At 41.3% G+C, this 12,486-nt stretch carries 14 protein-coding genes; 8 read left to right on the forward strand and 6 right to left on the reverse strand.

Annotated elements, in window-relative coordinates:
* Positions 1–86: 86 nt before the first annotated feature.
* The 3 genes from SporoP32a_RS05515 to SporoP32a_RS05525 form a co-directional block, all read right to left on the reverse strand.
* Positions 87–1,595 carry a coproporphyrinogen III oxidase gene (locus tag SporoP32a_RS05515; RefSeq protein ID WP_085426998.1) on the reverse strand — a complete coding sequence of 503 codons (1,509 nt, stop codon included), beginning with the start codon at positions 1,593–1,595 and terminating at the stop codon, positions 87–89.
* Positions 1,596–1,656: 61 nt separating this feature from the next.
* Positions 1,657–2,007: a YlbF/YmcA family competence regulator gene (locus SporoP32a_RS05520; protein WP_085426999.1), complete on the reverse strand. Its 351-nt coding sequence runs from the start codon at positions 2,005–2,007 to the stop codon at positions 1,657–1,659.
* 11 nt (positions 2,008–2,018) lie between these two features.
* Positions 2,019–3,140: a DUF445 domain-containing protein gene (locus tag SporoP32a_RS05525; protein ID WP_198166226.1), complete on the reverse strand. Its 1,122-nt coding sequence runs from the start codon at positions 3,138–3,140 to the stop codon at positions 2,019–2,021.
* A gap of 209 nt (positions 3,141–3,349) precedes the next feature.
* Here SporoP32a_RS05525 and SporoP32a_RS05530 point away from each other — a divergent pair, with 209 nt between their 5' ends.
* Complete coding sequence (locus tag SporoP32a_RS05530) at positions 3,350–4,129, forward strand: helical backbone metal receptor (RefSeq protein ID WP_085427001.1); 780 nt, start codon at positions 3,350–3,352, stop codon at positions 4,127–4,129.
* 1 nt (position 4,130) lies between these two features.
* On the opposite strand, the gene SporoP32a_RS05535 is transcribed toward SporoP32a_RS05530, so the two are convergent.
* Positions 4,131–4,523, reverse strand: coding sequence for a ferritin-like domain-containing protein (locus SporoP32a_RS05535; protein ID WP_085427002.1), 393 nt, complete (start codon positions 4,521–4,523; stop codon positions 4,131–4,133).
* Between the two features lie 84 nt (positions 4,524–4,607).
* Here SporoP32a_RS05535 and SporoP32a_RS05540 point away from each other — a divergent pair, with 84 nt between their 5' ends.
* From SporoP32a_RS05540 to SporoP32a_RS05560, 6 genes are all read left to right on the forward strand, one after another.
* Positions 4,608–4,811, forward strand: a complete 204-nt coding sequence (locus SporoP32a_RS05540; RefSeq protein WP_085427003.1) for a DUF5342 family protein — start codon at positions 4,608–4,610, stop codon at positions 4,809–4,811.
* A 44-nt stretch (positions 4,812–4,855) separates the two neighbouring features.
* Positions 4,856–5,008 carry a hypothetical protein gene (locus SporoP32a_RS16715; RefSeq protein ID WP_157129929.1) on the forward strand — a complete coding sequence of 51 codons (153 nt, stop codon included), beginning with the start codon at positions 4,856–4,858 and terminating at the stop codon, positions 5,006–5,008.
* Between the two features lie 298 nt (positions 5,009–5,306).
* Complete coding sequence (locus SporoP32a_RS05545) at positions 5,307–6,644, forward strand: hemolysin family protein (protein ID WP_198166264.1); 1,338 nt, start codon at positions 5,307–5,309, stop codon at positions 6,642–6,644.
* A gap of 60 nt (positions 6,645–6,704) precedes the next feature.
* The gene (locus SporoP32a_RS05550; protein ID WP_085427004.1) at positions 6,705–7,124 is read left to right on the forward strand and encodes a disulfide oxidoreductase; all 420 of its coding nucleotides are present in this window, start codon (positions 6,705–6,707) and stop codon (positions 7,122–7,124) included.
* Between the two features lie 6 nt (positions 7,125–7,130).
* The gene (locus SporoP32a_RS05555; protein WP_085427005.1) at positions 7,131–7,604 is read left to right on the forward strand and encodes a thioredoxin family protein; all 474 of its coding nucleotides are present in this window, start codon (positions 7,131–7,133) and stop codon (positions 7,602–7,604) included.
* A gap of 13 nt (positions 7,605–7,617) precedes the next feature.
* Complete coding sequence (locus tag SporoP32a_RS05560; RefSeq protein ID WP_085427006.1) at positions 7,618–8,460, forward strand: RluA family pseudouridine synthase; 843 nt, start codon at positions 7,618–7,620, stop codon at positions 8,458–8,460.
* Between the two features lie 629 nt (positions 8,461–9,089).
* On the opposite strand, the gene SporoP32a_RS05565 is transcribed toward SporoP32a_RS05560, so the two are convergent.
* On the reverse strand, positions 9,090–10,022 hold the full coding sequence (locus SporoP32a_RS05565) for a methyl-accepting chemotaxis protein (RefSeq protein ID WP_085427007.1): 933 nt from the start codon (positions 10,020–10,022) through the stop codon (positions 9,090–9,092).
* Positions 10,023–10,051: 29 nt separating this feature from the next.
* Positions 10,052–10,876 (reverse strand): aldo/keto reductase, encoded by an 825-nt coding sequence (locus tag SporoP32a_RS05570; RefSeq protein ID WP_085427008.1) that lies wholly within the window; start codon positions 10,874–10,876, stop codon positions 10,052–10,054.
* Positions 10,877–11,031: 155 nt separating this feature from the next.
* Between SporoP32a_RS05570 and SporoP32a_RS05575 the strand changes: the two genes are divergently transcribed.
* On the forward strand, positions 11,032–12,330 hold the full coding sequence (locus tag SporoP32a_RS05575; RefSeq protein ID WP_085427009.1) for an NCS2 family permease: 1,299 nt from the start codon (positions 11,032–11,034) through the stop codon (positions 12,328–12,330).
* The last annotated feature ends 156 nt before the right edge of the window (positions 12,331–12,486 follow it).

The raw sequence follows: 12,486 nt of genomic DNA on the forward strand, positions 1-12,486 counted from the left end.
CACTACATTATACACAATTGGCTGATCATTTGCATAACTTTCACAAAAAAATATCCCCAACGACTTTTGCGTTAGGGATATCCGTATTACTTGAGGGGGTGCGTAGCTGGGAATAACTCTTCCAAATACGCTATTTTCTTATCGATCGCTTCTTCAAATCCTAAAATATAAGCCCCAGGTTCTTTCGGATTGTGGAATTGCGTCAACTTGCCTGTTGCCGGTTCCATAAACTTACTCGATGCTCCGCAACCCATACCGATAATGGTCTGTGCTTCTTCCATGATCAAAATATTATAAAGACTCTCTTCGCCAGGTTTCGAGTACCCGACATTCTCAAGATTCCCTAAAATGTTTTTCTGACGGTAAAGATAATACGGTATGTAGCCGTTAGCGCGAGACCATTCTTCACCACGCGTCATCATTTTTCCTACTGTTTCACGATCCGCCACTTGATACTTGTCTTTATTGCGTGTCATTTCAGAAGCACGCTTGAATGACAACGTATGGATCGTTAATGATTCAGGTTGCATCTTTTCTGTTTCAGCGAGCGAATGCTCAAATTCCTCCAGACCTTCATTCGGTAAACCGATGATCAAGTCCATATTGATATTGCGCATTCCTTGCTCTCGAGACAACCAATACTTATCGATTGTTTCCTGTACAGTGTGATGACGACCGATAGCTTTCAATGTTTCATCCGTATAGGACTGCGGATTGACACTGATTCGATCGATCCCCCACTTCTTTAATACTTCAAGCTTAGGTACTGTAATCGTATCAGGACGTCCGGCTTCCACTGTCACTTCACGCACATGTTCCATATAAGGGAATGAGTCCATCATCGTTTGATAAAGCGCGTCCATTTCTTCTGCTTCAATAGATGTGGGTGTTCCTCCACCGAAATAAATTGTCGTGATACGAATATCATGTTCTTTCAGCCATTTACCCATTGCACGCATTTCTTCATGCAAGCCATCGAGGAATGTTTCCACTCGCCCGCTTTTGCGATGAATGGCATAGGCAGGAAACGTACAATACGCACATTTTGTCGGACAAAACGGAATGCCGATATAAATACTCACTTCTTCTTTTAATGAATACAAATCAGGTAACGCATTCAACTGAACGTCTGCAATTTCTGCAATTAATTCACTTTTTCGTACGGATACACGATGACGTTGCTGAAGTAATTGCTTCGCTTCATCAACGGTGTGACCATCTTGGCGATACATATGATACAACTTAGTAGGACGGATTCCTGTTAAAATACCCCACTCTTGATCCATTCCTGTTGCTTGTTCCAATACATCAAGCAACACGTGGGAATACATTCTTTTACGCTGACGTAATTGTTGACGTTCTTCCGTTTCTTTTATCTCTTCCATAAAACGAGATGTGAAGTGCTTACCATTCCACTGAATATCCGCGGTGATGTTAGGCGTTTCTCCATAGTCCTCATTAAACTGAAGAGTAATTGCTGTATCTTCTGCATGATCTATAACAATTTTAGACTGTTCAAAAAATAAATTGGCTAAGTGCGTAAACATTCGAATCCAATCTTGGGGGAATTGTTCTTTTACTAGTAATTGCTGCATCGTTTTCTCCTACTCTCCATCTGTTAAAAAAAACCGGCCAAGGCCGGTTTAGATGTATCTATTAATTAAATCCTTCGTATAAATCTTGAATGGGTTTCAATACTACACGGTTTACTTCTTCAATCAATTCGCTTAGTTTCATTTCAGCAGTAAGCATCGCCAAGATTTTCGGATTTTCCTGAGCGAGTTGTGCTGTTTTCTGTGCATGCTCAAGCTCATCTCCTTCAATCTCTTCGCCTGCCATTTGCTTCTGTTGCAAATTCATTTGGATTTCACGGAAGCTTTCGAACAATGCACGTGCTTGCTCGTCACTTTTCACTTCTGCCATCGCTGTTTTCACCGCTACATACTCATCTGTCTTGCGCAAAGTAGATTCCAATTTGTTCATATCATCATAAATATTTACTGACATACTATCTCCTCCTACAATCCATTTAGTGTAAGTGCAATAATTCCTTGCACGATTCCAATGATCCCACCAAGAAATGCGCCTAGAACCGTGATCATCTTAAACTCTCTGCGTGAAATCCCCAGCACCAAATCTTCTAGTACTGCCACTGGGAACGTGTCTACTTGCTCTTTCACCATTTCATCGAGTTTTAACTTCTTTAATGATTCTTCAAGCTGCGACTCTGCCTGAGCGAATAAAAAGCTGACAATCTGTGGTGTTACATTAGCAGCCGTCCAAGTAGATCCTTGTGGCCAGTAATGTGACAAGCTGTGATCTAGTCTTTCTCGTAGTGCCAATTGATCCAGTGCATATTTTCTTACTGAAGCAAAAACACTATCAAAGTCAAAGCCAGACGTCAACTGTTCCATCGGTTGCTGCTGGACATTCTGCCACTCTTTCCAAATCAGTTGATCCAATAAATCTTTTGTTCCAGGAGCTTCTATAAATCGAAGTGCTTCTCGCTGAACCTTGCCGACAAGTGATTCCGATTCTCCAAAAAACATATTGAGCATACCGCCGAATGTCCCTTTTGAAGCCAAGAAGTCATCAATCAGCTTTTGGAATGTCTGTCTTCCTTCTGCCGAATCTACAAATTGACTTGCACGTTGCAATACAAAATCAGAAGCTAAAGGAATTCTTTCTTCGATTTGTTGTTGCCAACGAAGCGGCATGACTTCTTCCACTGTACCTGTTGTTACTTTTACCTTCATATCATATAGCTGCTGATCGATCAATGTGACTAACTTATCTTCGACTTGCTCAGGAAGTGCTTGAGCACCTGCAAGCTCGAGCCAGTCGCTCAATGTTTTATCTGATTGCAGTACATATTTATCCATTTTACTTTGAATAAACGTTTCTACACGCTTTTCCATTCCAGGCGTCAACATCTTTTTCCTGAACAGGTCAGGTGTCAGCAAATAATTTGTTACCGTTTTTCCAAGCTGCGTTGCCAATTCATTTCGGCGTTTCGGGATCAAGCCGGGTGTAAATGGCAATCGGGTTTTTCCAATGTATTTTGCTTCATGTGGTCTGAACAGCATCTTAATCGCCAGATGATTCGTTACCCCACCGATCAATGCGCCAATAAACGCCATGAACAAAATAGTTAACACTATTTTCAATCGCTTCACCTAATTCCACGTGGTCTTCGTTCCAATTATAACAAAAACCCGCTGAATGAAAAGCAATTAGAGGCGAAGATTCCTGACTTTACATTTGATTGCCGTTCAGGTACGTTGCAAGTAGAGTATTATGAACTATAACCATTAGATTGTTCACAACAATAAAGGAGGTACTTATTTCATTGAAGAAAGAACTGATTGACCACTTGGGAAGAACCGTTGTTTATAATTTTCCACCGAAACGAATCGTTACCTTATGTCCAGGTATTACAGAAACATTATTCGGAATTGGTTTGGAAAATGAAATTGTCGGACGCACACGATATTGTATCTATCCAGAACATGCAAAAAGTGTTCCAGCTGTAGCAGGGACGAAAGATCTGAAGTTGGACATGATACATGAAGTACAACCTGATTTGATTATTATGGAAAAAGAAGAAAATACAAAAGAGATGGTTGAAACGCTTGCCGAGTTCTATCCTGTATATGTAGCGGAAGTGCAAACCATTCCAGATGCCTATCGAATGATTACAGATATGGGAGCATTGACAGATCGCGAGCAACAGTCGGAATCGCTCGTTTCTGAAATCAAACAAGCATTTTCAGAACTTCCTACTCTCCCTGCTGCGCGAGTTGCCTACGTTATTTGGCGAAAGCCCTATATGGTTGCGGGTAAGGATACCTACATCAATTCGTTGTTGCAAAAACTTGGCTTCATCACGCCCTTTGCTGAATCAGCTGACCGCTATCCAGTAGTAACGGAAGAACAATTTAAAGAAGCAAATCTCGATTTAGTATTGCTGTCATCTGAACCTTATCCATTTAAAGAAAAACAGCAAGTGCAGTTCCAAGAAATGCTACCCGATTCAGCGATTCAGCTAATTGACGGCGAAATGTTCTGGTATGGCGTTCGGATGCTTGAAGGCGCCAAGTATTTTAAAGACTTTTCATTCGACGTGTGAATTACTTCGTTCCATTAAATATGGTAGACATTCGAATCGCATGCTCCATATCATCATGTAAAGCGATAAAAATCGGATCATATGCCTCTTCAGAAGGAATGGTCAAAAACAATTCTTTACATTGCTCTACTGATTCGAGTTCGAAAACTAGCGCATTTTTAGCTGACTCTTTAAAATTAGTACAAGGCGCCGGCTTTTTCGGATTCGGCACAAACTCGTTTGTTAGAATATAATACAATTGCTGGAACATCTCATAATGACTTTTTTCATCCTCATACGCGTGGCGAATGAATTCCTGCCATAGCAAATCATTCGTCAGCTGATACATGGACTTATAATAAAAATACGTTTTATACTTTTCCTCTACCGCATTGCGTAGTTGAGTAACAAACACACACTCATCCTTTCGTTCCTTTTGGTCAGTTTATGAAACGAGCGGACAGGATATCACTAATGGAACCATAAAGGAGAAAACAAGATGCTACAACACTTCAACCATAAAAAGATGTTCGCGGACACTGATTTGCCTGGATGGACGATCTCATTTTATTACCAAAACAAGCAATACAAAGGTGACTACCACAAAGACGGCACGGTCAACTGGACAAACGGCACGCCACCTGACGAAGAAAATGTTCTCAAAATGGTGCACGATCTCATGACTTTCCACGTTTATGAATGAGACCATCCTAAATCGACCATCCTTTAACTAGAGGAGGTGCTTTTATGGGCAGAGAACAATCAAAAGGCAAAAAGCAATTGGAAAAAGAGCGTCTAAAGGTACAGAACGAAAAAACCGAAAACGTCTTCGAAGACAAAAGCCGCATCCCCAACGAGCAAAACGCCTTTAAGGAAACCCAGCCACAATACGGCGAGTAAATGCATGTCCTAAGACTGAAGACTAATCCCTTTTAAAAGGACTTGGTCTTCAGTCTTTTATTAATTTCTTCAGCGTATTAACAAAACAAAAATAGTTACTAGCTGTAGCACTTCTCTTCTTATCTATAGCTATCGATCGACACATTTTGCATCCCTAAACCGTTTTTTTCTATTCTGTAAGCAAATCGAATTGTATTTTCTCTATAAATAAATTATTATGAAAGATAACTAACATTACTTTACAGGAGGTGTACGCTTTGTTCTTTTCCCTCATCTGGGTTAAGTGCGAAGCTATTATTTGGATATTGCCATACGCTTGGCAGCTTTTGCTGCCTTGATCGCAGTCACCGCTTTTTTTGTTGCGTGTGAATTTGCAATCGTGAAAGTCCGCTCATCACGTCTCGACCAACTGATCGACGAAGGTAATCAACGCGCGGTTCTCTCAAAAAAAATTGCCGATAATTTAGATGAATACTTATCTGCTTGTCAGCTCGGAATTACGATTTCGGCACTTGGCCTAGGTATGCTTGGGGAACCAACAGTACGTATGATGTTGGCTCCAGTTTTCGATACGTTTACTTTGGATGCTAATGTCGAAACTATTCTTTCCTTCACTATCGCTTTAGCGATTGTTACCTATTTGCATGTCGTGGTAGGAGAACTAGCTCCAAAGACCATCGCATTGCACAAGGCGGAAGAATTATCCCTATCCCTTTCCGTACCACTGAATGTATTTTACCGTCTCATGTACCCGATCATTAAAGGGATGAACGGATCGGCACGTCTTGTTACACGATTGCTAGGCTTCAAATCCATTTCCGAATTAGAAGTAGGACACACAGAAGAAGAGTTGCGCATCATCTTATCCGATAGCTTGCGTAGCGGTGAAATTAACCAGTCTGAATACAAATATGTAAATCGTATTTTTGAGTTTGATGATCGAGTCGCAAAGGAAATTATGCTGCCACGAACTGAAATGATGACAGTCGATAAAGAAATGACGTTATCCGAAGTATTTGAACTACTAGGAGTAGAACAGTTTACACGTTATCCAATTATCGATGGCGACAAAGATCATGTCATCGGATTGATCAACATGAAACATTTACTGACTGCGTATATTAAAGACCCGACGAACGGTAGTAAATCTGTTATGCACTATATGCAGCCGATTATTCGCGTTATTGAAACTATCCCAATTGGAGATTTACTCTTAAAAATCCAACGTGAACGGATTCATATGGCTATTTTATTAGATGAATATGGTGGAACTTCAGGACTCGTCACCATCGAGGATATCTTGGAAGAAATCGTTGGCGAAATCCGCGATGAATTCGACTTGGATGAACTACCTGAACTTCAAATAGTTGATACAGATCATTATATTCTAGACGCTAAAATGCTGATTGAAAACGTCAATCATGCATTAGGCATAGAAATTCTCGAAGATGACATTGATACGATCGGCGGTTGGTTCATGGATCAACGCTTTGAAGCTATACAAGGTGAGAAGATTATCGAACAAGGATATGAGTTTACTGTCAAAGAAGTAGACGGCAATCACATTCTTTACTTGGAAGCCAAAAAACAACCCCCCGATCATGCAACTAATGAAGTTACCGATGCGTCAAAATAAAAGCTTTCCCGCCTAAACGGGAAAGCTTTTATCTATTATCCTATCGTAAGGAGTGACTATATGAATAAAAAACAGGAAAACTGGCTTCTCGCTATGTGGTCCGTTGCACTTATCGCGACACTCGGTTCTTTATATTTTTCTGAAATTAAAGGCTATGTCCCCTGTACAATGTGCTGGTATCAACGGATATTCATGTATCCGATTGTATTGATTGGCCTACTCGCGCTCATACAAAAAAACGTGACGATTGCGTGGACTACTGCCTCACTTTCATTTATTGGAGGTTGTATTTCTCTTTATCACTACGGTATTCAAAAACTAACGTTCTTACAAGATAGTGCACCCGTATGTGGTGGTGTTTCATGTACAGGCGCATACATCAATTATTTGGGTTTCATTACAATTCCTTTCCTAGCACTAGTAGCATTCGCTTTTATTTTCATCGCAAGTCTTGTACTCTTAAAACAAACGAAGGAGTGAAATACATTGAAAAAATTATTAGCTATTGGTGGAGTGATTGTCGTGATCTTTATTTTGATCATCGTCCTCAATAATAAATCCAATGAAACAAAACTGGCTAAAAATCCGTACGGCACAGATAATCTACAACAATCTACAATTGATTTATTAGACAATGAAAGTTATCAGAACGTTGCACTTCCTGAAGAAATCTTCAAACAGATTGAAAGTGGCGAACCCACAACCGTTTATTACTTCAGTCCAGACTGTCCACATTGTATGGATATGACACCTCGTCTAATGCCAATTGCAGACGAATATGATGCACATGTCTATCAATACAATATGTTGGAGTTCAGCGATCAGATAAAACAGGAATACGATGTAACAGCATGGCCTACTCTCGTTCATTATAAAGATGGGAAAGAACAAGGCAGAACGGTTGGTTCACAACCTGATGACCAAATCAGAGCATTTTTTGATGAATTCGAAAGCAAATAAGGAGACTACGTAGATGACAAGTTTTCATTATACAACTGAAACACCGGGCGAGACGATTGAAAAATTACTAAGAGAACAATGGCAAGGCGGAAAGAAGTCTGTCCATCAAATGCGTATGGACAAAAGTGTAACAGATACAGAAGGACAACCCGTTGAATGGAAGGAACCCCTTCCTGAAGGGACGGAACTAATCTTCGGTTTTAATGACGCACAGTCTTCATATAAACCGGAACCTTCAAACTCCTTAAACGTTCTGTGGGAAGACGAGCATGTACTAGCAGTATTCAAGCCTGCTGGTCTGTCCGTACACCCAGAACGCTTGCCAGGGACCGGCACATTGATGAATGAAGTCATGGGCTATATCGAAGCCAAAGGTGGAAGCTATGCAGAACATATTCACCGCTTAGACCAGCATACGTCGGGCGTTTTACTTATTGCAAAGAATCCATTGGCAAAGACATTATTCGACCGCATGCTGGAGCAGAATCAAATCGAACGGTATTATACTGCCGAGCTTGAAGGCCAGCTAAGAAAACCACGTGGCACAATCAACATGCCCATCGGTAAAGACCGCAGTCATGCTACAAGACGCAGGGTATCCCCTTCTGGCCAATCCGCGGTCACGCATTTTAAAGTGCTCGAGCGCAAAGCGGATACAACTCTTGTTGAAGCACAGTTGGAAACAGGCCGAACACACCAGATCCGTGTTCATTTCTCACATATGGGTCACCCTGTCGTCGGAGATCAGCTGTATGGCAACGAGACGATTACCAGAGGTCCATATAAGCTAGTCGCTTCCAAAGTGGCTTTCACACATCCTATTACGTCAGAGATGATTGTAATCGAAACTGAATAAAATTAAACAGAGCTGTCCAAGAGATCGTAGTATTACGACTTCTTGTGACAGCTCTTTTCTATTCTCGTTAGAAGAAGTAAAGTTGCAGTAGCTAGAGGGGGTTTAGGGGTGGGGATTTCGAGTGCAATGACGTGCTCTCAACGCTTCGCTTATGTTCGCAAAGTAAATAGAGGATACTTTTTATTGTGCATTAAAGTAAGTTTTGTAATAGGTTTTGAACTTTAGAACTTGAATTAAAATAAGTTAAAACAAAACAATAATTCACATACTATCACCAATGAGCGATTTAAGTACCCCTACTATCAAAGTAGGATGGAAGCGGAAGTTGGCGGCGACTCCTGATGGATCAGCCCGATCAGGTGAGACAACTAAGAGAGCGAGAGCCGTAGCGAAGGACGGCTTTTGCGAGTAAAAGCGAAGCGTTAGGAGCACATCTTTGCACTAGCGAACAGTTGGCTCACCGCGGGCCCATAGGAAAGCGTCCGCCAACTGGAGCTTCCATCCCGAACCACTCACAAACTCACTCTCCATTCCATTGCCTTGCCCTGAACTTAAGAAAGTTCAAGCACTATTTGCAGAAGCAAAAAAAATGCCCTGGAAGTGGTAGCTTCCAAGGCATCCATATTCAACTACTTCACCAGCAACTGCTCAATCCCGCTCTCTAAGCGCTTATCCACTTCCTTCGCATCATGAATATGCTCCACAATCAACTCATGCGCAGAAGAAAATAAAGAATTCGCTTTCTGTAACTCTACCTGCATAAGCGCGGATAATTCATTCTGTTCCACAATCATCTTCTCAATAGAAGAAATATCCACCTGACTCCCTTGGACCGTCTCCAAAATATGATCAATTTTAGACGCAGTCTGCAAACTTACCGCCACACCTTGTTCAATCAACTTCGAACTCTTTTTCGTAGCCTCTAGCGCTTGCAAGATCTCCTCTTTTAAAGAATTCGTTAACTGCTGGATATCCTTTGTGCTAGTAGACGTGCTTTCCGCCAGCTTTCGAACTTCCTGTGCAACGACAGAAAACCCTTTGCCGTACTCTCCTGCTCTCGCTGCCTCAATTGAAGCATTCAATGCCAACAGATTCGTTTGCGCTGCGATGTTTTCAATCACACCTACAATGGACTGAATCTCTACGGACCGATCGCTCAATTGCGTCATACTTTCTTCCGACTTCTCCATATGCGTGCCTAAATCATTCATAACTTGAGCCGTTAAACGGACATCCTCCGCTCCATTTTCCGCTTCTTTCACCATGTATAATGATTTTTCTTCCAATGAACGACCATTTTCATGCAGCTGCGCAGAAGACTTTGTCGTTTTCTCACTTAATTCCTGAATGATATGAAAGCTTGATTCAATATCAGATACTGCTTCACCTAAGACATTGTGCTGAGCGTTCACTTTCTCGTGTTGAGCGACTGCAGCAGTTAATTCTGTCTCTACTTGTTTAAATCGGCTGTTATCTGCTTGCTCGACTTCAACTGGTGTCGAATGTACCGTCACCTTCTCTTCCACTACGCGCCGATCTGGCTGTCGTCTAAAGATCCCCACGTTACGTTCCCCCTTTTATCCAGATTTATTTAAAACGAATCTGGATTCTGACCTGTCCGTTCATCTTGATTTAATGCATTAATCAATGCCATATCAGAAAGCGTTAATTCGAAATCAACTATTTCACTATTTTCTTTAATCCGATCAAATGAAATCGATTTTGGGATGACAATCAATCCATTTTGGATATGCCATCTAATGATGACTTGCGCAACAGTCTTTCCGTGCTGTGCAGCAATCGCCATGAGTGTTGCATCTTCTAAAATTTGTCCCCTAGCTAATGGACTCCATGAAGTGACCGCGATTTGATGCTCGCTGCAAAACTGGCGCAATGGTTCTTGGGTTAGACGCGGGTGAACTTCTATTTGATTCACCATTGGTCGGATATTCGCAATCGCAAATATTTCTCGTAAATGGGCTTCATGATGATTGGAAACGCCTGTAGCTCGAATCAATTTTTCATCATATAATCTTTCAATTGCTCGATATGTATCCACATAGCTGCCTGTAACTGGCCAGTGTGTTAAATATAGATCTAGATAGTTCATATCTAATCTCGTCAATGAACGCTCGAATGCACGCAATGTTTCATCATACCCTTGTTCGTCATTCCACACTTTGGATGTCACAAACAAATCTTCACGCGCGATACCCGTGTTACGGATTGCTTCACCTACAACTTGTTCATTTTCGTAAATAGATGCTGTATCAATTGCACGATAGCCTAATGAAACCGCTTTCTCAACTGCTTGCATCGTTTGCTTCGGTTCTGTCATCTTATATGTACCTAAACCGAACTGCGGCATCTGCACGCCGTTACCTAGTATAACCATCTGATCAAAAATCGTTGACATAATAACTCCTCCTCTATGAACTCATAGTGTAATTGTACATTATTTTACAGGTTTTACGAATACATTTTCGATATAATAAGTTGATTTCTTTCATAAAAACGAATATTATTGTCTATGGTCTTTACTATGTTCGTAATTTAAGGAGAGAATACACTGTGTTTCAATTAAAGAAAAATCAAACGACTGTCAAAACAGAACTTCTGGCGGGAATGACTACTTTCCTAACGATGGTTTATATTGTCATCGTCAATCCTATTATTTTATCCGAGGCCGGAGTTCCGTTTGATCAAGTCTTTTTAGCCACTATTATAGCCACTGTCATCGGTACGCTTTGGATGGCGTTATTTGCAAATTATCCTATCGCCATTGCACCCGGTATGGGATTGAACGCGTACTTTGCTTCTGTCGTTATCGGATCGGACGGTCAACTAGATTATCTGACGGCTTTTTCTGCAGTATTTATTGCAGGTCTCATCTTTGTATTATTATCGATGACTTCTTTCCGAGAAAAACTAATTGAAGAAATTCCCGAAAACCTTAAACATGGGATCACAGCCGGAATTGGACTATTTATCGCATTCATCGGCCTGCGATTATCAGGATTAGTCGTTCCGCATGAGTCCAATATCGTGCAGCTAGGGGAACTCACCTCGCCTGCCGTACTACTGACCTTGTTCGGATTACTCGTGACGATTGTTTTGATGAACCGCAACGTCTATGGCGCTATATTCATTGGAATGATTGCAACAGGCCTTGTCGCATTTTTCACCAAGCAGTTACAATTCGATGGGGTTATGAAAATACCTCACCTTCCTGAAGGTATTCTTGTATGGAATCCAGTACTGGCAATGGGAGATGTTATTTCATACGGTTTATACGGTGTCGTCCTGTCGTTTTTACTTGTTACTTTATTCGATACAACCGGAACGATGATTGGAGTAGCTAAGCAAGCTGGACTCATGAAAGGTAATTCTTTACCTCGTGCACGCCACGCGCTTCTAGCTGACTCAGTAGCCGCCACAGTCGGCTCAATGGTCGGAACTAGCCCTACATCGGCTTATGTTGAATCGTCGTCTGGCGTAGCTGTAGGTGGTCGTACAGGGTTGACTACTTTAACAGTTGCAGTGCTATTCATAGCCGCAGCATTTTTCAGTCCTATCGTCAGTGCTTTGTCTGGTGTCGCGGCTATTACGGCACCTGCTTTGATTATTGTTGGTAGTTTGATGATCGGCGCAGTGAAAAATATCGATTGGGATTCATTCGACGAATCTTTCCCTGCATTTCTTGTCATTTTGACGATGCCGCTTACCTCAAGTATTGCGACTGGTATCGCACTCGGGTTTATCACATACCCGTTATTGAAAATTACAAAGGGCAAGGGTAAGCAAGTTCCTATGTTGATGTATATCTTCGCGGTACTATTCGCCTATCAGCTACTATTCCTGCCTCACTAAGATTTGTTAGGAACCTGTCACATAAAATGACGAAGATTATTTCATTTATATAATTTTTACGGTATACTGTACAAAGGACTATTGATTTCATAGGAGGTACAAACAATGAGACTAATTCTAATTATGGCCGTTTGTTTTGCATTCTTATCTGCAATC

This window comes from Sporosarcina ureae, from assembly GCF_002109325.1.
GTDB classification, from domain to species: Bacteria; Bacillota; Bacilli; order Bacillales_A; family Planococcaceae; genus Sporosarcina; species Sporosarcina ureae_C.

What these genes read in the sequence shown, in the direction of transcription:
- SporoP32a_RS05540 (WP_085427003.1), top strand. Translation starts at nt 4,608, where the DNA reads ATGCTACAACACTTCAACCATAAAAAGATGTTCGCGGACACTGATTTG.
- SporoP32a_RS05560 (WP_085427006.1), top strand. Translation starts at nt 7,618, where the DNA reads ATGACAAGTTTTCATTATACAACTGAAACACCGGGCGAGACGATTGAA.
- SporoP32a_RS05520 (WP_085426999.1), bottom strand. Translation starts at nt 2,007, where the DNA reads ATGTCAGTAAATATTTATGATGATATGAACAAATTGGAATCTACTTTG.
- SporoP32a_RS05550 (WP_085427004.1), top strand. Translation starts at nt 6,705, where the DNA reads ATGAATAAAAAACAGGAAAACTGGCTTCTCGCTATGTGGTCCGTTGCA.
- SporoP32a_RS05515 (WP_085426998.1), bottom strand. Translation starts at nt 1,595, where the DNA reads ATGCAGCAATTACTAGTAAAAGAACAATTCCCCCAAGATTGGATTCGA.
- SporoP32a_RS16715 (WP_157129929.1), top strand. Translation starts at nt 4,856, where the DNA reads ATGGGCAGAGAACAATCAAAAGGCAAAAAGCAATTGGAAAAAGAGCGT.
- SporoP32a_RS05570 (WP_085427008.1), bottom strand. Translation starts at nt 10,876, where the DNA reads ATGTCAACGATTTTTGATCAGATGGTTATACTAGGTAACGGCGTGCAG.
- SporoP32a_RS05525 (WP_198166226.1), bottom strand. Translation starts at nt 3,140, where the DNA reads ATGGCGTTTATTGGCGCATTGATCGGTGGGGTAACGAATCATCTGGCG.